The organism is Saccharopolyspora sp. CA-218241, assembly GCF_050954615.1.
GTDB classification, from domain to species: Bacteria; Actinomycetota; Actinomycetes; order Mycobacteriales; family Pseudonocardiaceae; genus Saccharopolyspora; species Saccharopolyspora cebuensis.
On the sequence record NZ_CP191860.1, the window covers coordinates 967,812 to 992,709 of the forward strand.

The 24,898-nt window shown below is 74.5% G+C and carries 22 protein-coding genes; 15 read left to right on the plus strand and 7 right to left on the minus strand.

The window, feature by feature from the left end; genetic code table 11:
- The first annotated feature begins 53 nt into the window (after nt 1–53).
- Together ACQP0T_RS04860 and ACQP0T_RS04865 are read left to right on the plus strand one after the other, a co-directional pair.
- The gene (locus ACQP0T_RS04860; protein ID WP_433871489.1) at nt 54–887 is read left to right on the plus strand and encodes a RecB family exonuclease; all 834 of its coding nucleotides are present in this window, start codon (nt 54–56) and stop codon (nt 885–887) included.
- Nucleotides 888–922: 35 nt separating this feature from the next.
- The gene (locus tag ACQP0T_RS04865) at nt 923–1,366 is read left to right on the plus strand and encodes a hypothetical protein (protein WP_433871490.1); all 444 of its coding nucleotides are present in this window, start codon (nt 923–925) and stop codon (nt 1,364–1,366) included.
- Between the two features lie 13 nt (nt 1,367–1,379).
- Here the strand turns inward: ACQP0T_RS04865 and ACQP0T_RS04870 are convergent, their stop codons facing one another.
- Entirely contained in the window at nt 1,380–2,603 is a 1,224-nt protein-coding gene (locus ACQP0T_RS04870) for an Rv3212 family protein (protein ID WP_433871491.1), read from the minus strand.
- A 39-nt stretch (nt 2,604–2,642) separates the two neighbouring features.
- Nucleotides 2,643–4,247: a DEAD/DEAH box helicase gene (locus tag ACQP0T_RS04875; protein WP_433873599.1), complete on the minus strand. Its 1,605-nt coding sequence runs from the start codon at nt 4,245–4,247 to the stop codon at nt 2,643–2,645.
- 459 nt (nt 4,248–4,706) lie between these two features.
- Between ACQP0T_RS04875 and ACQP0T_RS04880 the strand changes: the two genes are divergently transcribed.
- Together ACQP0T_RS04880 and ACQP0T_RS04885 are read left to right on the plus strand one after the other, a co-directional pair.
- Entirely contained in the window at nt 4,707–5,384 is a 678-nt protein-coding gene (locus ACQP0T_RS04880) for a ferritin-like fold-containing protein (RefSeq protein ID WP_345356432.1), read from the plus strand.
- A 71-nt stretch (nt 5,385–5,455) separates the two neighbouring features.
- Nucleotides 5,456–5,680: a DUF3107 domain-containing protein gene (locus ACQP0T_RS04885; RefSeq protein WP_345356435.1), complete on the plus strand. Its 225-nt coding sequence runs from the start codon at nt 5,456–5,458 to the stop codon at nt 5,678–5,680.
- Between the two features lie 45 nt (nt 5,681–5,725).
- On the opposite strand, the gene ACQP0T_RS04890 is transcribed toward ACQP0T_RS04885, so the two are convergent.
- Both ACQP0T_RS04890 and ACQP0T_RS04895 read right to left on the minus strand, forming a co-directional pair.
- Nucleotides 5,726–6,031: a DUF4873 domain-containing protein gene (locus ACQP0T_RS04890; protein WP_433871492.1), complete on the minus strand. Its 306-nt coding sequence runs from the start codon at nt 6,029–6,031 to the stop codon at nt 5,726–5,728.
- 28 nt (nt 6,032–6,059) lie between these two features.
- Nucleotides 6,060–6,800 (minus strand): TetR/AcrR family transcriptional regulator, encoded by a 741-nt coding sequence (locus ACQP0T_RS04895; protein ID WP_345356441.1) that lies wholly within the window; start codon nt 6,798–6,800, stop codon nt 6,060–6,062.
- A 98-nt stretch (nt 6,801–6,898) separates the two neighbouring features.
- On the opposite strand from ACQP0T_RS04895, the gene ACQP0T_RS04900 reads away from it, so the two are divergent.
- The 3 genes from ACQP0T_RS04900 (at nt 6,899) to ACQP0T_RS04910 (ending at nt 9,422) form a co-directional block, all read left to right on the plus strand.
- Complete coding sequence (locus ACQP0T_RS04900) at nt 6,899–7,798, plus strand: AurF N-oxygenase family protein (RefSeq protein ID WP_433871493.1); 900 nt, start codon at nt 6,899–6,901, stop codon at nt 7,796–7,798.
- A complete protein-coding gene (locus tag ACQP0T_RS04905; protein WP_433871494.1) occupies nt 7,795–8,706 on the plus strand; it encodes an alpha/beta fold hydrolase in 912 nt (303 codons plus the stop codon). The genes ACQP0T_RS04900 and ACQP0T_RS04905 overlap by 4 nt, the downstream gene beginning before the upstream one ends.
- Before the next feature lie 248 nt (nt 8,707–8,954).
- On the plus strand, nt 8,955–9,422 hold the full coding sequence (locus tag ACQP0T_RS04910) for an Imm1 family immunity protein (RefSeq protein ID WP_433871495.1): 468 nt from the start codon (nt 8,955–8,957) through the stop codon (nt 9,420–9,422).
- A 103-nt stretch (nt 9,423–9,525) separates the two neighbouring features.
- On the opposite strand, the gene ACQP0T_RS04915 is transcribed toward ACQP0T_RS04910, so the two are convergent.
- The gene (locus ACQP0T_RS04915) at nt 9,526–10,143 is read right to left on the minus strand and encodes a TetR/AcrR family transcriptional regulator (protein ID WP_345368069.1); all 618 of its coding nucleotides are present in this window, start codon (nt 10,141–10,143) and stop codon (nt 9,526–9,528) included.
- Nucleotides 10,144–10,373: 230 nt separating this feature from the next.
- Here ACQP0T_RS04915 and ACQP0T_RS04920 point away from each other — a divergent pair, with 230 nt between their 5' ends.
- The 6 genes from ACQP0T_RS04920 (at nt 10,374) to ACQP0T_RS04945 (ending at nt 16,698) form a co-directional block, all read left to right on the plus strand.
- Complete coding sequence (locus ACQP0T_RS04920; RefSeq protein ID WP_433871496.1) at nt 10,374–11,243, plus strand: alpha/beta fold hydrolase; 870 nt, start codon at nt 10,374–10,376, stop codon at nt 11,241–11,243.
- 145 nt (nt 11,244–11,388) lie between these two features.
- Complete coding sequence (locus ACQP0T_RS04925; RefSeq protein WP_433871497.1) at nt 11,389–12,318, plus strand: DUF3152 domain-containing protein; 930 nt, start codon at nt 11,389–11,391, stop codon at nt 12,316–12,318.
- A gap of 207 nt (nt 12,319–12,525) precedes the next feature.
- A complete protein-coding gene (moeZ, locus tag ACQP0T_RS04930; RefSeq protein ID WP_433871498.1) occupies nt 12,526–13,698 on the plus strand; it encodes an adenylyltransferase/sulfurtransferase MoeZ in 1,173 nt (390 codons plus the stop codon).
- Nucleotides 13,699–13,795: 97 nt separating this feature from the next.
- Nucleotides 13,796–14,593, plus strand: coding sequence for a TIGR02569 family protein (locus ACQP0T_RS04935; RefSeq protein WP_433871499.1), 798 nt, complete (start codon nt 13,796–13,798; stop codon nt 14,591–14,593).
- Between the two features lie 3 nt (nt 14,594–14,596).
- The gene (locus ACQP0T_RS04940; protein ID WP_433871500.1) at nt 14,597–15,787 is read left to right on the plus strand and encodes an erythromycin esterase family protein; all 1,191 of its coding nucleotides are present in this window, start codon (nt 14,597–14,599) and stop codon (nt 15,785–15,787) included.
- Nucleotides 15,788–15,864: 77 nt separating this feature from the next.
- The gene (locus tag ACQP0T_RS04945; RefSeq protein ID WP_433871501.1) at nt 15,865–16,698 is read left to right on the plus strand and encodes a uroporphyrinogen-III synthase; all 834 of its coding nucleotides are present in this window, start codon (nt 15,865–15,867) and stop codon (nt 16,696–16,698) included.
- On the opposite strand, the gene ACQP0T_RS04950 is transcribed toward ACQP0T_RS04945, so the two are convergent.
- Together ACQP0T_RS04950 and ACQP0T_RS04955 are read right to left on the minus strand one after the other, a co-directional pair.
- A complete protein-coding gene (locus ACQP0T_RS04950) occupies nt 16,680–16,967 on the minus strand; it encodes an MGMT family protein (protein ID WP_433871502.1) in 288 nt (95 codons plus the stop codon). The genes ACQP0T_RS04945 and ACQP0T_RS04950 overlap by 19 nt on opposite strands.
- Before the next feature lie 151 nt (nt 16,968–17,118).
- The gene (locus ACQP0T_RS04955) at nt 17,119–18,087 is read right to left on the minus strand and encodes a chitinase (RefSeq protein WP_433871503.1); all 969 of its coding nucleotides are present in this window, start codon (nt 18,085–18,087) and stop codon (nt 17,119–17,121) included.
- Between the two features lie 192 nt (nt 18,088–18,279).
- Between ACQP0T_RS04955 and ACQP0T_RS04960 the strand changes: the two genes are divergently transcribed.
- On the plus strand, nt 18,280–21,450 hold the full coding sequence (locus ACQP0T_RS04960; protein ID WP_433871504.1) for an ATP-dependent helicase: 3,171 nt from the start codon (nt 18,280–18,282) through the stop codon (nt 21,448–21,450).
- Nucleotides 21,447–24,851, plus strand: coding sequence for an ATP-dependent helicase (locus tag ACQP0T_RS04965; protein ID WP_433871505.1), 3,405 nt, complete (start codon nt 21,447–21,449; stop codon nt 24,849–24,851). Before ACQP0T_RS04960 ends, ACQP0T_RS04965 begins: the two co-directional genes overlap by 4 nt.
- Nucleotides 24,852–24,898: the final 47 nt, after the last annotated feature.

Below are 24,898 nucleotides of genomic sequence, written 5' to 3' on the forward strand. Positions count from 1 at the left end.
CGCGCCGCGGGGGCGCACGCGGTGCGTGCCGCTCCGTGCGTACTGTGGTGGGCGTGCAAGGTCAGCTGAGCCTGGAGGGCGTTCCGGCCGAACTGGTGCGGGTGACTCCGGCGCGGCTCGCGAACTGGGCGAAGTGCCCCCGGAAGTACCGGATGACCTACGTCGACCGGCCGACGCCGAGCCGGGGCGGTGCCTGGGCGAACAGCACGCTCGGCGCCGTCGTGCACAACGCCCTGCGCGCCCACTTCGGCCTCCGCCCCGCGCGGCGGAGCCCGGAGCGCGCGGCCGCGCTGGTCCGCGAGCACTGGAAGGGCGACGGGTTCGCCGACGCCGCCCAGGCCGCCGAGTACCTGCGGCGGGCGCAGGGGTGGGTCCGCGACTACGTCGCGGCGCTGGACCCGGAGTTCACGCCGGTCGCCGTGGAGCGCTGGGTCTCCGCCCCGCTGGGCACCATCATCGCCGAGGGGCGGATCGACCGGCTCGACGACCGGGGCGGCGAACTCGTCGTGGTGGACTACAAGACCGGGCGGCACGGGTTGCGCGTCGACGACGCCCGCGATTCCCTCGCCCTCGGGCTCTACGCGCTGGCCGCCGGAGCCCGGCTCCGCCGCCCGTGCCGGCGGGTGGAGCTGCATCACCTGCCGACCGGAGGGGTCGCGGCGTGGGACCATGCGGACGAGTCGCTGGCGGCGATCCGGGCCCGCGCGGAGGAACTCGCGGGCGAGTTCCAGGACGCGGTGGCGGCGCTGGACGCCGGTGGCGATCCCGAGCGGCTGTTCCCGCCCCGCACCGGGCGGCACTGCTCGTGGTGCGAATTCCGGGCGCACTGCCCGGAGGGCCGGGAGGCCGCCCCCGACCTCCCGCCGTGGGGCCTGCTGGGGGACTGACATGCGATCGACGGGACCGGCGGAAAGAAGGTCCGATGCCGCCCAGGCAGCACCGAGCACGTACCAGCGAAGCGCAGGCGGGCCCGCGCGGCGCGCACCGGGCGCCGCCGCGGCGCCGCGTGCCGGAGCAGCAGACCAGGCCGCGCCGCGTGCCCGACCCGGAGCCGATCCGGCCGCAGCCCGCCGGTCCGCCGCGCCGGTCGACGACCCGGTTCGGGCGGCTGCTGCGCGGGTTGAGCGGATCGCTGGCCCTGGGTTCGCTGCTGCTCGCGCTGGCGCTGATCGGCGTGCAGATCTGGGCGGTCCAGCACGGTTACCGGGGGCCGGGCGCGGCCTCGGTGGTGTCGCAGTCGCTGGTCGCCCTGGTGGCGCTGTTCGCCCAGTCGATCGCCGACCGCCGCCGGGACCGCGTCGGCGCGCTGTTCGCGGCCGGCGCCCTCGCCCTGGTGCTCGGCTCGCTGTGGTTCTGGTGGTGGTGACCGCCCGCCGGGGTCAGCGCGGGCGCAGCGCGACCAGGGTGTCCCCGCGCTGCTCCAGGAGCACCTGCCCGACCGAGCTCATCCGCACCGGTCCGCGGTGATCCCCGCGGTCGACCGGTAGGAAGCCCTGCCGGGCCCCGTTGACCGGGTCCAGCACCAGCAGGCCACCGGGCACCGGGACCAGCCGCCGGCCGCCGTGGTCGACGCCCGGGCCGAGGGCGTCCGGGGCGGTCCACACCGGCATCAGGTTCAGCGGGTCCAGCGCGACGGTGTCGACGCCGGTGTGCCAGAACAGGCGGGAGCGCTCGTCGTCGCCGGTGTCGACCCGCTCGACGGCGACGTTGCCGGAGGTGTCGGGCTCGCCGAAGCGCACCGGGAAGCTGCCGGTGACGATGCCGCCGAAGTTGTAGACCGTCACCTCGCCCCGGTCCCGCTCCGCGACCGCGACCCGGGTCTCGGTGACCGCGACGATTGAGGCGTGCTCGCCGCCCAGGGCCCGGGTGAGCAGCACCTCGGGTTCCTCGTCGTCCTCCGGCTTGGCCTCCAGGACGGTGACCCGGTCGCCGGGTTCGCGCGGGCACTCCTCGACCACCGCGACCCGGGACTCGCCCGCCGCGACCGAGGAGTAGCTGCACTCGGGGCGTTCGATGTTGTTGTCCGGGTTCTTCAGCGCGGGTGGGATGCCGTACTGCTGGGTGCGGACCAGGTCGGAGCGCCAGGTCTCGACGCTCTCGGTGCCGGTCGCGGTGACGTAGGTGCCGTCGCCGAGCAACCGGGTGCCGAACTCGGCGTCGGAGTTGCGCTGCGGCCCGCGCTCACCGGTGGCGCCCCGCAGCGAGGTGACCTCGCTGCAGTTGTGGGACTTGCGGTGCACCGCCAGGGCCCGGTCCCACTCCGCGCCGATCGTGCACAGCGGCAGGTCGCGGGCGTAGCGCCAGCGCACCTCGCCGGTCAGCGGGTCGTGCCCGAGCACCTCGCCGCCCCGCCCGGTCACGACGGCCGAGTCGGTCACCACCGGCTGCGGGGTGACCGGGCTCGGCGCCCGCCACGCCTCCTGGAGGGCGGCGGGCACGTCGGTGGCCGCCGGGAGTTCGGGCAGCGGCTCGGCCGCGGTGTCGGAGACGGTGGCCCGGGCGTCGCTGCGCAACCACAGCGTCGCCCCGCCGGCCACCACGAGCACCACGAGCACGACCGCGGTGACGAGGTCGGACCTCCTGCGTCGTTCCGGCCGGACCACGCCCACTCCCCGTTCAGCTCGCCGTGCGCCCCGACAAGCCTACGCGGCGCCGTCCTCCGCACCGCTGCGACGGGCGGTCGCGTCGCCGGGAGCACCGGAGGCGCCCTCGGCGGAACCCCGCCTGCGACGACGCCTGCGGCGGGGACGTCCCTCGCCGTCCTGGGCGGAGGCGGCGGACTCCGGCGCCTGGGCGGAGCCGGCGTCCACGCCGCCGCGGGTGCGCCTGCGGCGGGCGCGTCCGGCGGGCCGGTTCTCCGTGCCGCCCTCGCGGGTGGCCTCGGCCTCGCCCGACTTCTTCTGCTCACCGCCACCACCGCGGCTGCGGCGGCGCCCGCGGGCCGGGCGCCGGGTCTCGTCGTCCGGGTCCGCCTCGGCGTCCAGCCCGGCGCGGGTGCGCTGGGACAGCGGCAGCCGCCCGGTGGCGTCGGCGGGGATCTCCAGGTCGGCGAACAGGTGCGCCGAGGTCGAGTAGGTCTCGACCGGTTCCGGCTTGTCCAGGCCGAGGGCGTCGCTGATCAGCTTCCAGCGCGGTTCCTCGTCCCAGTCGACCAGGGTGATCGCCACGCCCTCGCGCCCGGCCCGGCCGGTCCGGCCGATGCGGTGCACGTAGGTCTTCTCGTCGTCCGGGCACTGCAGGTTGATCACGTGCGTGACCCCGGCGACGTCGATGCCGCGCGCGGCGACGTCGGTGGCGACCAGGGTGTCGACCTTGCCGGAGCGGAACGCGCGCAGCGCCTTCTCCCGGGCGCCCTGGCCGAGGTCGCCGTGCACCGCACCGGCCGCGAAGCCGCGCTCGGTGAGGTCGTCGGCGAGCTTCTGCGCGGTGCGCTTGGTCCGGGTGAAGATCATCGCCAGGCCGCGGTCCTTGGCCTGGAGGGTGCGGGCGATGAGCTCGTTCTTGTCCATCGCGTGCGCCCGGTAGATGAACTGCCGGGTGCGCTCGTGCACCGCGCCCTCGTCGGCCTGCTCCGCCCGGATGTGGGTGGGCTGGGTCATGAAGGTGCGGGCCAGGGTCAGGATCGGCCCGGGCATGGTCGCCGAGAACAGCATCGTCTGGCGCTGCTCGGGGACCATCCGCAGGATGCGCTCGATGTCGGGCAGGAAGCCCAGGTCGAGCATCTCGTCCGCCTCGTCGAGCACCAGGCCGCGGACCTTGCCCAGCACCAGGTGGCGCTGCTCGGCGAGGTCCAGCAGCCGGCCGGGGGTGCCGATGACCAGGTCGACGCCGCTCTGCAGGGCGCTGATCTGCTCCTCGTAGGGGCGTCCGCCGTAGACGGCGACGGTGCGGATGCCCAGGTGCTTGCCCGCCTCGGTGAGGTCGCGGGTGACCTGCAGGCACAGCTCGCGGGTCGGGACCACGACCAGCGCCTGCGGGGTGCCGTCACCGGGGATGGTCAGCCGCTGCAGCAGCGGCACCCCGAAGCCCAGGGTCTTGCCGGTGCCGGTGCGGGCCTGGCCGATCAGGTCCTCGCCGCGCAGCGCCAGCGGCAGGGTCAGCTCCTGGATGGCGAAGGTGCGCTCGATGCCCGAGTCGTTCAGCGCCCGGACGATCTCCGGGTGGACGTCGAGCTCGGTGAAGGTCGGGCCGAGCGACGCGGTCGTCCCCTGTTCCGGGTCCGCCGCGTCGTCGGTTCGGGTGTCCAGGCCGTCCGGGGCCTGGCTGTTGGTGAACGTCAGGGTGATCGCCTCTCTCGTACCTGCGCGCAACGCGTCCCGCGGACGATGGCGTCGTGACGTCCCTCCGGCACGGCGGCCGCCGTCTCGCGGCCGCGGGCAGTGCTCAAGGTCACCGACGTGATGGTGCGCGCCTTTGTTCGCTCAGCGGATGCTCCGCTGCCGGTTCGTTCTCGGTCGGCGTCGGTGGTGCGCCGGACGGCGGCGGGCTTCCCGGACGCCGGTCGGGCCGGCCGGGACGCCGTGTGCCGCGTCCGCGTCGAGGTCGTTGCCACCCTCCTCCGGCCGCTCACCCAGGCCCGTCGAGGTCGGGAGCCGGCCGTCGGAGTGCAGCGCACCGCAGGACGCCGTATTTCCTCCGCTGCCGAGGATACCCGCTGGAGCGTGGTCGTTGCGGTGGGAGCGGTCACGGCGGCTACCCTCGCCTGCATGAGTGAGGCGGACGGCGGCGCGACGGTGATCGACGAGCGGTACCAGGAGGGCGTCATCGACCTGCTCGCCGCGCTCGCCTACGGCGAGCTGTCGGCGTTCGACCGGCTGGCCGAGGACGCGCGCACCGCGCCCACCCTGACCGGGCACGCCGCGCTCGCCCGGATGGCCGCCGCCGAGATCGGCCACTTCCGCCTGCTGGAAGAGCACCTGGCGGCCAAGGGCGTGCAGGTCGAGGAGGTGATGCGGCCGTTCGAGTCGCCCTACGCCGAGTTCAACGCCTCCACCGCCCCGCACTCCTGGCTGGAGTCGCTGGTCAAGGCCTACGTCGGTGACGGGCTGGCTGCGGACTTCTACCGCGAGGTGGCCGAGTGGCTCGACGCCGAGACCCGGGAGCTGGTGCTCGCGGTGCTCGCCGACACCGGGCACGCCGCGTTCGCCGAACGCGAAATTCCGGCGGCCTGCGCCGAGGACCGCACCGTCCGGGACAAGCTGACCCTGTGGGGGCGGCGGCTGCTCGGCGAGGCGCTGACCCAGGCGCAGCGGGTGGTCGCCGAGCGCGACGCGCTGGCCGAGCTGATCATCCGGGGGTCCGGCGACCTGACGGGCATCGCGGCGATGTTCCGCCGGTTGCAGAACAACCACACCAAGCGGATGGACCGGCTCGGCCTCGGTTGACGCGCCCGCTGCGCGGCTCGGATAGCCTGATCGCACCAACCGGAAGCAACAGGTCGCAACGGAGGTTCGGCGTGGAGGTCAAGATCGGCGTCGCGGACAGCTCGCGCGAGCTCACCATGTCCAGCGGGCAGACCCCGGCCGAGGTGGAATCGCTGGTCGCCGACGCGCTGCGGGACGGTGGCGTGCTCGCCCTGACCGACGACAAGGGCCGGCGGTTCCTGGTGCCGTCCGCCAAGATCGCCTACATCGAGATCGGCGCGGTCGAGTCGCCGCGCGTCGGCTTCGGCGTCGGCTGAGCGGGGACCGGGTCTTCCGGGGAACCGTCCCGGAAGACCCGGTCATCAGCCCTCGACCTCGAACCCCTCGACCTCGAACGGGGGCCTGCCGGTGCCGGTGATCCGCAACCGGCCCCACGGATCGGGATCGGAGAGCTTGCCGACCGCCTCGCCCTGCGGGGTGCGCAGCACGACCGCCTTCGCGCGCCCGTCGGCGATCTCCCGGACCTCCGGGTGCGCCGCGATCCGGCCGTACCAGTGGAAGCGGCCGTCGATCGGCTGGAAGTGCCCGCGCAGCACCACCTCGACCGCCACCTCGCGGTCCGCGCCGAGCAGCGTGGCCGCGCCCCGGTAGTCGTCGTCCTCGTCCATGTCCGCTCCTCCTCGGTCGCGGGTGGGGTCAGCTCCCCGATTCCTCGGCGTCGTCCTCGACGAGGTGCAGCCCGCCGTCGAGCTCGATGAGCTCGTCCGGATCGAGCACGATGCCGCCGGAGCGCAGCAGGCCGTCGATGGCGTGCCAGATGATCTGCGCGAGGTAGCTGGTGAGGTCGCCCCGGCTCATCGACTGCCGCTCCAGCCACCAGTCGCCGCTGGACTGCACCAGCCCGACGACGCCGTGGCTCCACACCTCGACGCCGCCGGAGTCCAGCCCGAGCAGCCGCAGGTACTCGCCGAGCACCCGGGACAGCGAGTTGGCGATCACCGTCTTCTCCGCCGACACCGGGTCGTCGTGGACGGGCCGGTCGGCGAAGGTGCGCTGCACCACGAACCGGTACAGGTCGGGGTACTGCTCGATCAGGCCGAGGTAGCCGTCGATCAGCCGCCGGATGCGCTGGTTGGGGGTGCCGGAGTCGCGGAACAGGGGCCGCAGCCGCTGCATCAGCAGCTCGGTGCCCCATTCGCCGACGGCGACGTAGAGATCGCTCTTGTCGCTGAAGTGCCGGTAGAGCACGGGTTTGCTGACCCCGGCCTCGGCGGCGATCTCGTCCATCCCCACTTCGGCGCCGTGCTTGCCGATCGCGCGGACGGCGGCCTCGACGAACTCCGCGCGCCGGGCTTGGCGGTGCTCGCGCCAGCGCTCGCGCCGGGCGTCGGGCTTGTCCGCCGGTACGGCCTTGACAGGGCGGGAGGTGTGGCTCACGCTACCCAAGGTAACTGTTACTTGAGGTAACACGCAATCCGGAGATCCCGGGAAGTCCCGGGCCGCCCGCACCGGAGACCATCGAGGTGATCACGCCGATGAGCAGGACCTTGCAGGTCGGAGACCGCGAGAAGACGGCCGACCGGCTGCTGAGATCGACGGCCCGCAACAGCTACGACCCCGACGTCGACCTGGACTGGGACGCGCCGCTGGAGGAGGGCAAGCCCTTCATCCCGTTCCACCGCAGCTCGCTGTACGGCACCGCGATGTGGGACCGGCTCAGCGAGGACCAGCGCATCGAGCTCACCAAGCACGAGTTCGCCAGCATCGCCTCCAACGGCCTGTGGTTCGAGGTGCTGCTGATGCAGATGCTGCTCAAGGAATTCTACGACTCCGACCCGCGCACCCAGCACGCCCAGTACGCGCTCACCGAGGTCGCCGACGAGTGCAGGCACTCCACGATGTTCGCCAAGGCGGTGAACAAGGTCGGCGCCCCCGCCTACGGTCCGCTGCCACTGCTGCGCAACGGCGGGCGCATCCTGCCCACCACCCTCAAGGGGCCCTCGGCGTACGCGTCGATCCTGGTCGCCGAGGAGGTGCTGGACCGGTTCCAGCGCGACCAGATGAACGACGCGGACGTGCAGCCGCTGGTGCGCATGGTCAACCGCATCCACGTGCTCGAGGAGGCCCGGCACGTCACCTTCGCCCGCGAGGAGGTGGTGCGCCGGATGGCCGAGTGCAACGCCGCCGAGCGCGCCTACCACCAGTACTGGACCGCGCTGGTCAGCTACGCCATCTGCTTCAGCCTGATCAACCCGCACGTCTACAAGGCGGTCGGGCTGCGCCCCCGGGACGCGCACCGGGCCGCCTGGTCGAACCCGCACTTCCAGAACACCCTGCACTGGGGCGGGGAGAAGATCATGGCGTTCCTGGACGAGGTCGGCCTGGTCGGCCGCCCCGGGATGCGCTGGTGGAAGAAAGCGTTCCTGATCCGATGACCGCGACGACGGAGCTCGACGATCAGGACGTGTTCACCACCGCCGACGGCACCCGGTTGCGGCTGGAGTTCGGCGGCTCCCCGGACGCACCGGTCACCGCGGTGTTCGTGCACGGCTGGACGCTCGCCCGGCAGACCTGGGACCGGGTGGCGGCCGGCCTGCCGCGGGCGGCGGGCGGACCGGTGCGGACGCTGCGCTACGACCTGCGCGGCCACGGCGGCAGCGAGGCCGCGGCGACCGGTGGTGCCACCATCCGGCAGTGCGCCGACGACCTCGCCGAGCTGCTCGACCGGCGGGTCGCCGGTCCGGTGGTGCTCGCCGGGCACTCGATGGGCGGCATGACGATCATGGCGCTGGCCGAGCAGCGGCCGGACCTGTTCGAGGAGCGGATCGTCGGGGTCGCCCTGGTCGCGACCTCCTGCGGTGACCTGCGCGCCCCGGACCTCGGGCTGCCCGGTCCGGTCGCGGCCCTGGCTAACCGGGGCGAGCGGTGGGTCCGCACCCGGTTGGCCGCGGCGGGCGGGCACCGGCTCAGCCCCCGGGCGGCGCCGCTGCGGCCGGGACTGCGCTGGCTGCTGTTCGGCAAGCGACCGCGGACCGAGGACGTGGTCGCCGCCGCGGAGTGGGTCGCCGGCTGCCACCCGGCGAACATGGCGGGGTACCGCGACTCGCTCGCCGAACACGACCGGATCGCGGCGCTGGCGGTGCTCCGCCGGGTGCCGACGGTGGTCCTGGCCGGGCTCGCCGACCGGCTCACCCCGTACCGGCACGCCCGCCGGATCGCCGAGGCCCTGCCCGAGGCGCGGCTGCTGGTCTACGCGGGGGCGGGCCACATGGTGCCGCTGGAGCGCTCCGACGAGGTCACCGACCGGATCGCCGAACTCGTCACCGCCCACCGCCGAAGCTGAACCACCCGAAAGGGTGCTGAGTGAGGGGCACCTTCATCCGGCCATGTCGGATGAAGGTGCCCCTCACCTGGGCATGATTCACCCTTTCGGGTGGCTGTTGGGGTGGGTGTGGGGGCCGGTCCCCGGGTCGGTCGTGCTGGACAATCCCGGGAACCCCGCGCCGCCCGGCCGGGGCCGCTCGTCCCGCGATCCCGCTCGCCCCGCGATCGAGGGGCGGCACCGGTCGAGCTCGGAGGAGGAGCGGGGAGTTGACCGCGACGGGGACGGGGACCGTGGTGACGGTCGTGTTCCAGCACATCTACCGGTACGCGCGCACGCCGGGGGAGATCGGCGCGCTGGTCCACCGGATCGTCGAGGCGCCGCTCGATCCGGTGATCTACGTGCACGTGTGGGACCGGCCGTGCCTGTCGAACCGCGATCCGGGCGGCCCGGCGGCTCCGCTGGTGCGCCTGCGGGTCGCCTCGTACCCGGAACTCGGGTGGGGCGCGCTGAACTGGGCGGACGCCCGCCCCGGAGCGGTGGACGGCGAGGTCGTCGACTCCTTCAACCCGGACGCCGACGAGCGCACGCCCCGGCTCCGGTTCGACGGCGAGGGCCTGTGGTTCCCGCGCACGGCGTCGCTGCCGCTGGCCCGGGTCGGCGAGGCGGTCGAGGAGTACACCCGCACCGGGACCCGGCCCACTTCGGTCCAGTGGCGCCCAGGCCACTGGTGCTAGCCCGCGGAACTTCACCCGAAAGTGTGCTGAGTGAGGGGCACCCTTGTCCCGGTTGCTTGGGCAAGGGTGCCCCTCACTCAGCGTGAAGCACTCGATCGGGTGGTCAGCTTTGCATGGGGAAGCCGGCGAGGCCCTTCCACGCCAGGGAGGACATCAGGCTCACGGCTTCGTCCCGGCTGATCGAGTGCGGCGAGTCGAGCCAGTAGCGCGCCGTGGTCTGGCTCAGGCCCACCAGCCCCACCGCCAGCAGCCGGGCCCGCTCGGCGTCCAACCCCGCATCGGCGGTCACCGCGTCGGTGATCGCGTCGATGCACCCGGCCAGCGAGGCGTCCACCGCCTTCTCCACGGCGGGCTCCCCGCGCAGGTCGGACTCGAACACCAGCCGGAACGCCTGGCCCTCGCCGCCGATGAACTCGTAGAGCGCGCTGATCGCCGCGCGCACCCGCTGCTTGTTGTCCGGGGTCGAGGCGATCGCCTCCCGGACCCGGGTGACCAGCTCGGTGCCGTGCTTGTCCAGCAGCGCCAGGTACAGCTCCAGCTTGCCCGGGAAATGCTGGTAGAGGACCGGCTTGCTGACCCCGGCGCGTTCGGCGATGTCGTCCATCGCCGCGGCGTGGTAGCCGTTGTGCACGAACACGTGCTGCGCCGCCTCCAGGAGCTGCGCTCGGCGTGCGTCGCGGGGCAGCCGCACTCCGCGGTTCGGCTGCGCGGTCTCGGTCATCCGTGCCTCCACCCGGTTCCTTCCCCTGCTGCGGGCCGTCCGACAGACTTTACTCGCCGGTAGAAGGCGCCACCGGCATCCCGGCGCGATGCGCGTCATGCTGGACGGGTGACCACGACATCGCCCGCGGTGCCGCTCGGGGCACGCGAACTGACGAGAGTACCGCTGCCGGACGACGGTGTCGGGCAGGTCGATCTTTCCGCGACCCCGCCCCCGGCCGGTTCGCCGAGGTGCTGACCCGCTGGGGACCGCTGCGCGTGCACGTGCGCGAGACGCCCGGGCCGCCGGGCGCGCCGATCGCCGTGCTGCTGCACGGGCTGGCGGGGTCCTCGACGAACTGGACCGACCTCGCCGACGTGTTGCGCGGGCACCTCCGCGGCGTCGCCGTCGACCTGCCCGGCTTCGGCTGGTCCGAGCCGCCCGACGGGTTCCGGTTCGACCGGCACGAGCACGCCGAGGTGCTCATCGCGCTGCTCGACCGGATCGGCGAGCCGGTGCACCTGGCGGGCAACTCCTACGGCGGCGCGGTGGCCGCCGAGGTCGCGGCCCGGCGACCGGACCTGGTGGCCGGGCTCGTGCTGATCTCACCAGCGGTGCCGGACCTGCGCCCGAGCCCGTCCCGCATCTCCGACCGCAGGCTGATCGCCGCCGCGCTGCCGGTGATCGGCGCGCGCGCCCGGCGGCGGCTGGCCGAGGTCACCGCGCGGGAGCGGGCGGAGCGGCTGGTCCGGCTCGTCTTCGCCGAACCCGAGGTGGTGCCGCCGCACCGGCTCGCCGAAGTCGTCGAGGAGCTGCGCGAGCGCGAGGTGCTGCACTGGGCCGGGACCGCGCTCAACCGCACCACCTCCGAGCTGGTGCGGTCCTGGGTGCAGCCGCCGTCGCTGTGGCGGAGCCTGACCCGCGTCCCGGCGCCCGCCCTCGTGGTGTGGGGCAGCGAGGACGCGGTGATCAGCGCCCGCAAGGCGCCGCGCACCGCTCGGGCGCTGCCCCGGGGAAGGCTGCTCGTGCTGCCGCGGACCGGTCACGTCGCCCAGCTCGAACGCCCCCGCATGGTGGCCCGCGCGCTCTGGGGGCTCGTCCGGACCGGCGACTCCTGGTGACCCGCCGCGTGCGGTGATCACGCGGAGTGCCCACTGCTCGGCGGGAAGATCGGAGCGCTGTGGCACCCTGAACGGCGTGAGCCGTCCGCGCCGACCTCGTCCGCCCGCTCCCGGTCCTGATCCCGGCCCGGGGCGGACGCGCGTGGTGCCACCGCGACCCGACCGCGCGGAACCGCTCGCGGCGTCGTGGCGCCCGGTGCCCGAGCCGGAGGAACCGCGGCGGCGCGGCATCTTCTCCCGCTACGGCTGGCGGATCTACGCGGTGCCGCTGCTGGCCGTGATCAGCGCGCTGGCCGTGTTCCAGACCGTGACGCCCGGTGGTCGGCCCGCCGAGCAGCCCCGGGCGGCGTCCGGCGCGACCCCGGAGGACGAGCCGATCGTCACCGAGGCGCCCGCCGGCCAGACCTACCCGACGGAGATGTTCTCCGCCGAACTGCCGCAGGGCGGACCGATCCCGGAGGCCGGGGCCCGCACCTACGAGGTGTTGCCCGGCACCTCCCCGGTGGTCGGTTCCGGTGAGCTGTACCGCTACACGGTGGAGGTGGAGGTCGGCGTCACCCTCGCCGAGGGCAACCAGTCCTTCGGCAGGCTGGTGCAGGAGACGCTGTCGGACCCGCGGAGCTGGACCAACCCGCAGGCGGGCGGGATCTCGTTGCAGCGGGTCGACTCCGGGCGCCCGGACTTCCGGGTGATCCTGGTGAGCAGGCAGACCGCCCGGGAGGCGTGCGACTACAGCGCGGGGGTCCCGTTCGACAGCTCCTGCCGGATGGGGGATCAGGTCTACATCAACGCCGCCCGCTGGGTGCGCGGGGCGGTGTCGTTCCAGGGCAACTTCGGCGACTACCGCCGGTACGCGATCAACCACGAGGTCGGGCACGTCTTCGGCAACCCGCACGTGGCCTGCCCGGCGCCGGGCGCGCTGGCGCCGGTGATGATGCAGCAGACCTTCAGCGTCGCGAACAACGAGCTGCACGAGCTGAACAAGATCGCCGACCAGGGCACCGCGATCCCCGCCGACGGGTTCGTGTGCAAGCCGAACGCGTGGCCGTTCCCGATCGTCGACGGCGGGACCTGAGCAGTCGCCGAGCTGCTGTGGGGCGGATCTCCCCCTCCCGGATGGTGGGAGTGGTTTGGGTCCCGGAAGGTTGTCGGCCACTCTTGCGTTGAGATTCCGTGCGGGCCCGCGTGAGCGGGTGCCCGGCAGGACGCTTCGGTCCCGCCGCCGCGCCGGGTGCGTCCCGGGCTTCGCGCGGCGGTCCCGACCATCGAGGAGGAGCTGGGAATGTCCGGCGCAACGTCGCTGCCACCGCTGGTCGAACCGGCGGCGGAGCTGACCAAGGAAGAGGTCGCGCGCTACAGCCGTCACCTGATCATCCCGGACGTCGGGATGGACGGTCAGAAGCGGCTGAAGAACGCGAAGGTGCTGGTGGTCGGTGCCGGTGGGCTCGGCAGCCCCGCGCTGCTGTACCTGGCCGCGGCCGGGGTGGGCACGCTCGGCATCGTGGAGTTCGACGAGGTCGACGAGTCGAACCTGCACCGCCAGGTCATCCACGGGCAGTCCGACCTCGGGCGGTCCAAGGCCGAGTCGGCGAAGGAGTCCGTCGCCGAGGTCAACCCGTACGTCCAGGTCAACCTGCACCAGACGCACCTGACCTCGGAGAACGCGCTCGACATCTTCCGCGACTACGACCTGATCCTGGACGGCACCGACAACTTCGCCACCAGGTACCTGGTCAACGACGCCGCGGTGCTGCTCGGCAAGCCCTACGTCTGGGGTTCGATCTTCCGGTTCGAGGGCCAGGCCAGCGTGTTCTGGGAGGCGCACGGCCCGAACTACCGCGACCTGTACCCCGAGCCGCCGCCGCCCGGCATGGTGCCCTCGTGCGCCGAGGGCGGCGTGCTCGGCGTGCTCTGCGCGTCGATCGGCTCGATCATGGTCAACGAGGCGATCAAGCTGATCACCGGCATCGGTGAGACGCTGCTCGGCCGCCTGATGATCTACGACGCGCTGGAGATGTCCTACCGGACCGTCAAGATCCGCAAGGACCCGAACGCCGAGAAGGTCACCGAGCTGATCGACTACGAGGCGTTCTGCGGCGTGGTCTCCGACGAGGCGCAGCAGGCCGCGATCGGCAGCACCATCACCCCGCGCGAGCTCAAGGAGAAGTTCGACCGGGGCGAGAAGTTCGAGCTGATCGACGTCCGGGAGCCGCACGAGTACGAGATCGTCAAGATCGACGGCTCGACGCTGATCCCGAAGGACCGCATCCTCTCCGGCGAGGCGCTGGCCGGACTGCCGCAGGACCGGCAGCTCGTGCTGCACTGCAAGTCCGGTGCCCGCTCGGCGGAGGCGCTGGCCGCGCTGCACCGGGCCGGGTTCTCCGACGCGGTGCACGTCGGCGGCGGTGTCCTGGGCTGGGCCAACGAGGTCGACCAGAGCCTGCCCACCTACTGATCGCGGGTCGGCGGCGGACGGGAGAGCGGCGCCCGTCCGCCGCCGCGCGCGGAGTGCCTGCTGTGGATTCCCGATCGATCGGGGTAGCGTCTGCCCCGTGAGTCCTACGCCGGAGCCGCCCCCGCCGCACGTGCGCGCGGCGTTCGGTGCGCGCGTCGACGACCCGGAGCTGCTCGCGGGCGGGGTCGCCTGGCGCTGCGGCGAGATCCTGCTCAAGCCCGCCGTCAACACCGCCGAGGCGGCCTGGGTCGCCCAGACGCTCGACCTGCTCGAACCCGACGAGGTCCGGGTGGCGCGTCCGGTCCGGTCCACCGACGGGCGGTGGGTGGTGTCCGGGTGGTCCGCCAGCCGGAACCTCGACGGCAGGCTGGAACCCCGGCACGACGACGTGGTGGCCGCCTCGCTGCGGCTGCACGCCGCCAGCCGCTTCCTCGCCCGGCCGCGCTTCCTCGCCGCCCGCCAGGACATCTACGCGCTCGCCGACCGGATGGCCTGGGGCGACGAGGAATACGTGCTGCCCGAGGAGAAGGGCGGGCGGCTCTACGACGTGCTCGCCGGCTCCCGGCGGGAGGTCCAGCTCCCGGCGCAGGTGGTGCACGGCGACCTGTTCGGCAACGTGCTGTTCAGCGACGGCAGCGCGCCCGGGATCATCGACTTCACCCCGTACTGGCGCCCCGCCGAGTGGGCCGCCGCGGTCGCCGTCCTCGACGCGCTGGCCTGGGGCGGTGCCGACGCGGCGATCGTCGAGCGCTGGTCCCACCTCTCGGAGTGGCCGCAGGTCCTGCTGCGCGCGCTGCTGTTCCGGCTCGCCGTGCACGCGCTGCACCCGCGCTCCACGTCGTCCTCGCTCACCGGGCTGGAACGCGCCTCCCAGATGGTCCTGGAAGTCCTCTGACCGATGCCCGAGGTCCGCTCCTGGTTGGCCGACCGCGCCGTCGCGCTCGACGCCGATCCGGCGCCGCTGCGGCGGATCTGGGACGGCGTCCGGGTGTTCGGCCTCGGTGAGGCCGTCCACGGCGCCGGGGAGTTCTTCGCCCGCAAGCACCGGCTGATCGAGTTCCTGGTCACCGAGCTCGGCATCCGGGTGGTGGCGATGGAGGCCGCCGGATCGGCGGCGCGCGCCGTCGACGACTACGTGGTGCGCGGCGTGGGCGACCCCGCCGAGGTGCTGGCCGGGCTCGGTTTCTGGACCTGGAACACCGGTGAGGTGCTGGCACTGCTGGAGTGGCTGCGCGCGCACAACGCCGCGCGCGACCTCCCGCAGCGGGTCCGGTTCACCGGTATCGACCCGCAACTGCCCGGGAGCTCCGCGACCGCCCGGGTCGCCGTCGACTCCGTCCGGGACTTCCTGACCGCCACGGCGCCCGAGTCGGCGGCACGGCACGCCGACGACCTCGAGGCCGTGGCGGGCAGCCGGATCACCGGTCCGGTGCTGCCGCCGTCGGTGCTGCGCACCGCCGAGGACGTCGCCGGCACCGTGCACGCGCGATCCGCGCCCGAGCCGGTCCGGGAGCACGCGGCGCACCTGGTCCGCGCCGCACGGCTGGCCACCGCCGACCGGTCGGGACCGGATTCGGTGTACGCGGTGCGCGACCGCCTCATGGCCGAAGCGGTGGCCGAGGCGGCCGGCTCGGGTCCGGTCGCGGTCTGGGCGCACAACGGGCATCTGCGCTCGGGGTCCGCGGTGGACGGTGTGCTGCCGATGGGCGCGCACCTGCGCCGCCGGTTCGGCGCCGAGTACTACGCGCTGGGTCTGGTGTTCGGTTCCGGCCGCTTCTGGGCCCGCCGCGCCCGGTGGTCGCGGCGCACCCCGACGCGGCCGGTCGAGCACCGCCGCGGCCCAGCCCCGCCGGTCACCGCCGAAGGCCGGCTGGCCGCCGCGCATCCCGGCGACCACCTCGTCGACCTGCGCGACGACGACCCGCCGCCCGCCGCGGCCGAGTGGTTGCGGTCGCGCACGTGGACCAGGCAGCACGGTGCGGTGGAGTCGCCGTTCTACCGGCTCGGGTACACCCCGACCGTGCTGGCCGAGGACTACGACGGGCTGGCCCTCGTCGAGCGGATCACCCCGTCGACGCTGCTCGGCTGAGGACGCTGCCGGCTCCCCTCGCTGCCGGCGTTCCCCGCTCGTGGCGGGGAGGGTGATCGGGGTGTGAGGATGGTGGGGTGGACGAGCAGGAGCCGCTGCGCGGGTTCACCGTCGGGGTGACCGCCGAGCGCAAGGCCGAGGAGATCGCCGCGGTGTTCCGGCGCCGGGGCGCCGAGGTGCGGCTCGGCGCGGCGCTGCGCACGGTGCCGCTGCCGGAGGACGGCGAGCTGGCCGCCGCGACCGACGCGGTGCTGGCCGCGCCGGTGGACCGGGTGGTGGCGATCACCGGCGTCGGCTTCCGGGGCTGGATCGAGGCCGCGGCGCAGCGCGGCGTCGGCGACCGCCTGCTGGCGCACCTGCGGTCCGCCGAGGTCCTGGCGCGCGGGGCGAAGGCCCGGGGTGCGGTCCGCGGCGCCGGGCTGACCGAGGGCTGGACCGCCGATTCCGAGGAGTCGGCCGAGGTGCTGGACCACCTGCTCACCGACGGGGTGGCGGGGCAGCGGATCGCGGTGCAGGTCCACGGCGAACCGATGCACGGGTTCCGCGACGCGCTCACCGCCGCCGGCGCGGAGGTCGTGCCGGTCCCCGTCTACCGCTGGACCGACCCGGCCGACCTGGCGCCGCTGGACGCCGTGATCGATGCGGCGATCGCGGGCTCGGTGCACGCGCTGCCGTTCACCAGCGCCGCCGCCTCGGCCAACGTGCTCGGCCGGGCCGACCGCACCGGTCGCGGGGAGGAGCTGCGGCGGGCGGTGCGCGACCGGGTGCTGGTGGCCTGCGTCGGACCGGTCACCGCCGCGCCGTGGGCCGACGAGGGACTGCCGCACGTGGTGCCGCCGCGGTCGCGGACCGCCGCGCTGGTGAAGCTGGTCGTCGACGAGCTGCCCGCGCGCTACCCGCTCCAGCGGTAGCGGCGCATGTCCACCTTCCCGCCGTCGGCGAGCACGCCCTCGGCCCGAAGCAGTTCGAGCTGCCGGTGCCGGACGGGTTCGGCGGTGGTGCCGCTCGCGCGCAGCACGCGGAACCAGGGCAGGTCGGCGCTGTCCTCGCCGAGGATGCGCCCGACCAGGCGGGGTGAGCGGATGCCCGCGAGTTCGGCGACGTCGCCGTAGCTCAGCACCCGCCCCGGCGGGATCGAGGCGACGACCGACCGCACCCGCTCCCAGATCTCCTCGTCCACGCCGCCGAACCTACCGGATCGCCGGTGGCCGCCGACCGAAGCGCCCGGCCGCCGACGGCGACCGCGCCCTCACCCGTTCGCGTCCTGCGTGAGGGGCACCCTTGCCCAAGCAACTCGGACCAGGGTGCCCCTCACTCCGATAGGGCAGTGGTCAGCCCGCGAAGGCCGCGACGATGCGGGTGAACTCCCAGGGCTGCTGGTCGATGCCGCTGCACGCGGACGGGTCGCCGGAGCACGGCCGGTCCCGGTTGGCCGACCAGAAGGTGAACCGGCCGAGCCCGTTGGCGGTGGCGTAGTCGGCCATCCGCTGGAAGTCGGCGGGGCGGACGATCTCGCCGGTGTCGGTCCGGCCGTTCATCGAGGAGATGCCGGTGCGCGCGTAGGCCTCGGCGTCGCTGTAGCCGAAGGTGCTCTTGAGCAGGTCCTTGAGCGCTTCGGTGGCGGTGATGGTGTCGGCCGCCATGTCGGTGCCGCCGAAGTTGAACGGCATCTGGGTCCACACGTCGACGTCGGTGCCGAGCTCGGCGGCGCGCTGGATCATCCGCACCCCGGCCTGGTTCGGGCCGCTGATCAGCGTCGGGAAGGTGACCACGGTGCGCAGGCCCGGGTTGTTCGCCTCGACGATGCGCAGCGCCTCCAGCACCCGGTCCTGCGCGGCGGGGTCGGTGAACTCGGTGGCCTCGATGTCGATGTCGATGGAGTTGAAGCCGTAGGCGTCGATCACCTCCTGGTACGCCCCGGCGAGCGAGGTCGCGTCCGGGCAGACCTCGCCGAGCTTGGCGCCGTTGTAGCCGCCGATGGACGGGATCACGTCACCGCCCGCAGCGCGGATGGCGTCGATGGTCGCGGCGTCGACGCCGCCCTGGAGCGGCCGGGTGCCGTCCCACGCCGGGTTGCAGGTGCCGTCGGAGAGCACGAAGGCGAGGGTGAAATCCCGGATTCCGGTCGCGTTCATCACCTCGACCGGGTTCGGCGGGCTGGCCCAGCCGTTGTAGAGGTAGGGCGAGGCGCCGATCGGGCTCGGCGCCGCGGTCGGGCCGGCCGCGCTGAGCGCGGGTGTCGCGACCAGCGCGCACGCGGCGGTGATCGTGGCCAGCAAGGTCGTGCGGAGCTTCTTCACCGTGGACCTCCTGCGGGGGCGCGCGGTCGCGCGCCGTGGGGGACCGGGCCGTCGGGGGGAGCGACCCGCGGAGCTGAAGAGTCCCAGAGCCCGGGAATTGGTTTAAACCACCAAACGGAGGACGTGAGCCCGATCGCGAACCGCCGCCCTCCCTGCGCCAGCGCGTCCGGCGCACGTGGTTCCATCGACGTCGTGCCCGCCCCGACCGCCCCCGTACTGGTCCGCCGCGACCCGATCCCGGCGCGGCTGAGCTGGGACGCCGCCGGGCAGCGCGTGCTGGAGCGCTCCTCGGGATTCCTGCGCGTGCTCGGCGGACCAGGCACCGGCAAGACCACGCTGCTCGCCGAGGCCGTCGCCCGCCGCATCGAGCGCGGTGCCGTCGCGCCGGAGAACGTCCTGGTGCTCACCGCGAGCCGCCGCGCGGCGGCCTGGATGCGCACCGCGATCACCCGGCGGCTGACCGGCGACGACGGGCCGCTGCGCACGGCGGCCGAACCGCTGGTCCGCACCGTCCACTCCTACGCCTTCGCGGTGCTGCGCCTGCAGGCCGCGCGCGACGAGCTGCCGCCGCCGCAACTGCTCAACGGACCCGACCAGGACGTGCTGATCCGCGAACTGCTCGCCGGGGACGTGGAGCTCGGCGCCGCGGACTGGCCCGAAGCGCTGCGCCCGGCGCTGACCGTGCCCGGGTTCGCCGAGGAGCTGCGCGACCTGCTCTCCCGCGCCGCCGAACGCGGCATCGGCCCGGAAGGGCTGATCGAACTCGGGGAGCGCCACGACCGTCCGGAGTGGATCGCCGCCGGGCGCTTCGGGCGGCAGTACGAGGAGGTCACGCTGCTGCGCGGGGCCGGGGGCGCGCAGGCCGCCGCGCTCGACGCCGCCGAGCTCGTCGGCTCCGCGCTGCTCGCCTTCGACGGCGACCCCGAGCTGCTCACCGCCGAGCGGCAGCGGGTGCGCCACCTGTTCGTCGACGACGCCCAGCACCTCGACCCGCAGCAGTTCTGGCTGGTGCGGCGCCTGGGGGAGACGGCGGCCGAGTGCGTGCTGGCCGGGGACCCGGACCAGGCCGTGTTCGGCTTCCGCGGCGCCGACCCGCGCCAGCTGCTCGACGCCGACCCGGGCGGGACCAGCACCGAGGTCCTCACCGTCGACCACCGGATGTCCGGCGCGGTCCGGGACGCGGTGCGCAGGCTCGCGGAGCGGTTGCCCGCCACCGGACCGCAGCGCCGGTTGCGGGCGACCGAGGACGGCGCCGACGGCTCGGTGCAGGTCCGGTTGCTGGCCACCGAGGCGCAGGAAGCGTCCTGGGTGGCCGATCAGCTCCGCCGCGCCCACCTGATCGACGAGGTGCCGTGGTCCCGGATGGCGGTGGTGGTGCGCTCCACCGGGCTGTCGCTGCCGGTGCTGCGCCGCGCGCTGCTGGCCGCCGGGGTGCCGATCGCGCTGCCGGTGGACGACGTGCCGCTGGCGCAGCGCACCGCGATCCGCCCTCTGCTGGTGCTGCTGCGCTGCGCGGCCCGGCCGGAAGCGCTGGACGCCGAGTCCGCCGCCGAACTGCTGTCCTCCCCGCTGGGCGGCGCCGATCCGCTGGCGCTGCGCAGGCTGCGGCGCGGGCTGCGGCGGCTGGAGGTGGCCGCCGGGGGCGACCGGCCCAGCGGTGAACTCCTCGCCGAGGCGCTGCGCACCGACGAGAAGCTGGCCGCGCTGGAGGACGCCGCCGCGGCCCCGGCCCGGCGGATCGCGAGCCTGCTGCGCACCGCGACCGAATCCGCCCGCGACGGTCGCTCCGTCGAGGAGGTCCTGTGGCAGGTGTGGAAGGCCACCGGGCTGGAACGGCGCTGGGTCGCGGCCAGCGAGCGCGGCGGCGTCGCCGGGGCGCAGGCCGATCGGGACCTCGACGCCGTGGTGTCGCTGTTCGAGGCCGCCGCGCAGCACGTCGACCGGCTGCCCGGGGCCGACGTGGCGGTGTTCGCCGATTACCTGGAAGGCCAGCAGATCGCCGGGGATTCGCTGGCGCCGAAGGCCCCCCGGGACAACGCGGTCGCGGTGCTCACCGCGCACGCCGCCACCGGCCAGGAGTGGGACGTGGTGGCGATCCCCGGTGTGCAGGAGGGCGTCTGGCCGGACCTGCGCTCGCGCGGCTCGCTGCTCGGCGTGGAGCGGCTGGTCGACGTGCTGTCCGGAGTGGACGCCCGGGTCTCGGCGACCGCCCCGCTGCTGGCCGAGGAGCGCCGGTTGCTGCTGGTGGCGGCCAGCCGGGCCCGGCGGTCGCTGCTGGTCAGCGCGGTGCGCGGCGAGGACGAGCAGCCGTCCCGGTTCCTCGACGAGCTCGAAGGCGTGGTCAGCGACCCGGACACCGCCGAACGCCCGGTCGTCGCGCCGGAACGGGGGCTGTCGCTGGCCGACCTGGTCGGCGAGCTGCGGCGGGTGGTGTGCGATGCGGAGTCCGACCCCGGGCGCCGCCGCCGCGCCGCCGCGCAGCTCGCCCGGCTGGCCGAGGCGGGCGTGCCGGGCGCCGACCCCGGCACCTGGTACGGGTTGCCGGACAGCTCGACCACCACCCCGCTGTTCGCCGGTGACGAGCCGGTGCGGGTGTCGCCGTCCACGGTGGAGACGCTGAGCACCTGCCCGCTGCGCTGGATGCTGGAGCGCCACGGCGGCCAGGACACCGCCGAACTCGCTTCCATCACCGGAACCCTGGTGCACGCCTTGGTGCAGCGCGCGGCCGAGGGCGCCGACGCCGAGCAGCTGCGCCGCGAGCTCGACGAGGCGTGGCAGTCGGTGGACGCGGGCGCGCCCTGGTTCTCCCGCCGGGAGCGGGTGCGGGTGCAGGGGATGCTGGAGGCGTTCCTCGGCTGGCTCGGCTCCTCGCGCGGCGAACTGACCCAGGCCGGGGTGGAACGGGACCTCGATCTCAAGGTGGCACCCCGCGACGACGGGCCGTGGCTGCGGCTGCGCGGCCGGGTGGACCGACTGGAGGTCGACGCGCAGGGGCGCCCGGTGGTCGTGGACGTCAAGACCGCCAAGCAGCCGGTGTCCAAGAAGGACGCCGAGGAACACCCGCAGCTGGCCGTGTACCAGCTCGCCGCGGCGCTGGGCGCCTTCGGCGACGCCGAGGGCACCGAGCCCGGCGGTGCCCGGCTGCTCTACGTCGCCAAGGCCGACAAGCACGGCGCCGCGACCGAACGCGGCCAGGCCGCGCTGGACGAGGACCGGATCGAGGTGTGGCTGGACGTGGTGCACTCCGCCGCCGCGGACAGCGTCGGACCGGCTTACCTGGCCACCGAGAACAGCGACTGCGGGCGCTGCCCGGCGCGGACGAGCTGCCCGGTGCACCCGGCGGGCAGGCAGGTGGGCCGGTGATCACCCCGCACCGCATCGCCCAGGCCCTCGGCCTGCACCCGCCGACGCCGGAGCAGGCCGCGGTGATCGCCGCGCCCCCCGAACCGGCGCTGGTGGTCGCCGGGGCCGGGGCGGGCAAGACCGAGACGATGGCCGCCCGGGTGGTCTGGCTGGTCGCCAACCAGGTGGTCACCCCGGAACGCGTCCTCGGCCTGACCTTCACCCGCAAGGCCGCCCGCCAGCTCGCCGACCGGGTCCGCGCCCGGCTGCGTCGGCTCGCCGGATCGGGGCTGCTCGACGAGGTCGACCCGGGCGGGCAGCTGCGCGCCGAGGTGGCGGTCGCCGAACCGACCGTGCTGACCTACCACGCCTACGCGGGGCGGCTGGTCGCCGAGCACGGCCTGCGCATCCCGGTGGAACCGGGCGCGCGGCTGCTCAGCGCCACCGCGTCCTGGCAGCTCGCGCACCGCGTGGTGGCGACCTGGACCGAGGACCTGGACACCGACAAGGTCCCGGCCACGGTGACCGGCCACCTGCTCGCGCTGGCCGGGGAGCTGGCCGAGCACCTCGTCGAACCGGCGGCGCTGCGGGAGCACGCCGCGCGGCTGTGCCGGGAGATCGAGGACGCGCCCCCGGCCAAGCGGCAGGCCGCGAAGATCCCGAAGGAGCTCACCGACGTCATCGCCGCGCAGCGGCTCCGGACCGCGCTGCTGCCGCTGGTCGAGGAGTACGCCCGCAACAAGCGGCGCGAGGGCGCGATGGACTTCGCCGACCAGATGTCGCTGGCGGCGCTGCTGGCCCGCGAGCACCCGGAGGTCGTGGCCGGGGAGCGGGAGCGCTACGGCGCGGTGCTGCTCGACGAGTACCAGGACACCGGGCACGCCCAGCGGGTGCTGCTGCGCTCGCTGTTCGGCGAGGCCGCGGCGCTCCCGGTCACCTCGGTCGGCGACCCCGCCCAGGCCATCTACGGCTGGCGCGGGGCGAGCGCGGCCAACCTGCCGCGGTTCACCACCGACTTCCCCCGCCAGGACGGCCCGGCCCGGCGCTACGGGCTGCTCACCAGCTTCCGCAACCCGCCCGAGGTGCTGCACCTGGCCAACGCGGTGTCGGCGCCGCTGCGCGAGCTCGGCCCGGAGGCCGCGCGGAGAGGGGCTGCCGTCGCGAGCGGTGTCCCCGTGGATGAGCCGCAAGGCGGAGGAAGGAGTCGCAGCGGAGCTGCGGCGACTGACGACAACGCAGCGGGTCGCCGCGTGGACACCGCGCAGCAGGCTCCGCCTTCTCCGCGTGGCCTCCTGGAAGTCGAGGAGCTGCGGGCCCGGGACGGCGCTGCGGCCGGGGACATCCGGCTGGCCCTGACCGAGGACGTCCGGCAGGAGCGGGACTGGGTCGCCGACCAGGTCGCCGCGCAGTGGCACGCCGAGCTCGACGGGACCGGCTCGCCGCCGACCGCCGCCGTGCTGGTCCGCCGCCGCTCCGACATGGCCGACGTGGCCGCCGCGCTGCGCGATCGCGGGCTGCCCGTCGAGGTGGTCGGGATCGGCGGGCTGCTCGACGAGGCCGAGGTCCGCGACCTGGTCAGCGCGCTGCGGGTGCTGGTCGACCCGCTGGCGGGCACCGCGGCGATGCGGCTGCTCACCGGTGCCCGCTGGCGGCTGGGCGCCGCCGACCTCGCCGCGTTGTGGGAGCGGGCGCGCGAGCTCGGCGGGCAGGGCGCACCCGCGGGCGGCGACTCCCCGGTGGCCGAGGCGCTGCCCGGGGAGGCCGCCGAGCAGGCCGGGCTGGTCGACGCGCTCGACGACCCGGGCGAACCGGAGCGGTACTCCGCCGCGGGCGCCCAGCGCATCCGGCGGCTCGGCAAGGAACTCGCCGCGCTGCGCCGCCGCCTCGACCAGCCGCTGCCCGAGCTGGTCGCCGACGTGGAACGCTCGCTGCTGCTGGACATCGAGAGCCTGGCCCGGCCCACCAGCACCGGACGCATCCACCTCGACGCCTTCGCCGACGTGGTCACCGAGTTCGCCACCGCCAGCCCGTCGGCCACGCTGCCCGCGCTGCTGGACTACCTCAAGGCCGCCGAGCAGGCCGAGGACGGCTTGGAGCCGGGCGAGGTGGAGGTCGCCGAGGACCGGGTGCAGGTGCTCACCGCGCACGCCGCCAAGGGGCTGGAGTGGGCCGTGGTCGCGGTGCCGCACCTGGTGCGCGAGGTGTTCCCCGGCAGGAAGAAGAGTTCCAGCTGGCTGCGCTCGGTGACCCAACTGCCCGCCGGGTTGCGCGGTGACGCGCGCGACCTGCCCGCGCTGGACCTGGACCGGCTCGCCGGGATGGACCGCAAGGAGCTCACCGCCGAACTCGACGCGCACGAGGAGGGGTTCGAGCAGCGCAGGCTGGCCGAGGAGCGCCGGCTGCTCTACGTCGCGGTGACCCGGTCCGAGCGGACCCTGCTGCTGTCCGGGCACTGGTGGTCCGAGAGCGGCACCAAGCCGAAGGGGCCGTCGGAGTTCCTGCTCGAACTCGCCGAGACGCTGCGCGGTTCCGGCGCCGGGGTGATCGACCGCTGGGCCGAGCAGCCCGAGGAGGACGCGGCCAACCCGCTCGCCGAAGCGGTGCGCTCGGCGAGCTGGCCCGCCGACCCGCTGGCGGGCAGGCGGTCCGCGGTCACCGAAGGCGCCGAACTGGTGCGCGCGGCGCTGGCCGCACCCCCGGACGGCGCGGCGGAGCCCGACGAGGAGGCGGAGCTCGACGAGGAGGCGGAGGCCTGGGCGCGGGACGTGGACGTGCTGCTCGCCGAGCGGGACGCCGCCGCGCGGCGCCGGGAGCAGGTCCGGCTGCCCGATCACCTGTCGGTCAGCCAGCTCGTCGAACTCGCCGATGATCCCGACGCGCTGGCCCGCAGGCTGCGCCGCCCGCTGCCCTTCCCGCCGAACCCGATGGCCCGGCGCGGCACCGCGTTCCACGCCTGGCTGGAACACCGGTTCACCTCCCACGCGCTGCTCGACGTCGACGAACTCCCCGGCGCCGCGGACGAATCCGCCCCGCCGCAGGAGGACCTGGACGCGCTGCGCCGGGCGTTCCTGGCCGGGTCCTGGGCGGAGCGCGCGCCGCACCGCGTCGAGGTGCCGTTCGAGACGCAGGTGCGGGGGGTGGTGGTCCGGGGCCGGATGGACGCGGTGTTCGCCGACGCCGACGGCGGCTGGACGGTGGTGGACTGGAAGACCGGCGCGGTGCCGCCCGACGAGCGGTTGCCCGCGCTGTCGGTCCAGCTCGCGGCGTACCGGCTGGCCTGGGCGGAGCTGTCCGGCACGCCGGTGGAGCGGGTCCGCGCCGCCTTCCACTACGTCCGGCACGACCGCACGCTGCGGCCCACCGACCTGCTCGACGCAGACGGGCTGCGGGACCTGATCAGCGCCGTGCCCGAGGCCCGGTAGCCGACCGTCGCCGGGACTCGGCCACGATCACCGGAACCGCTGGCATG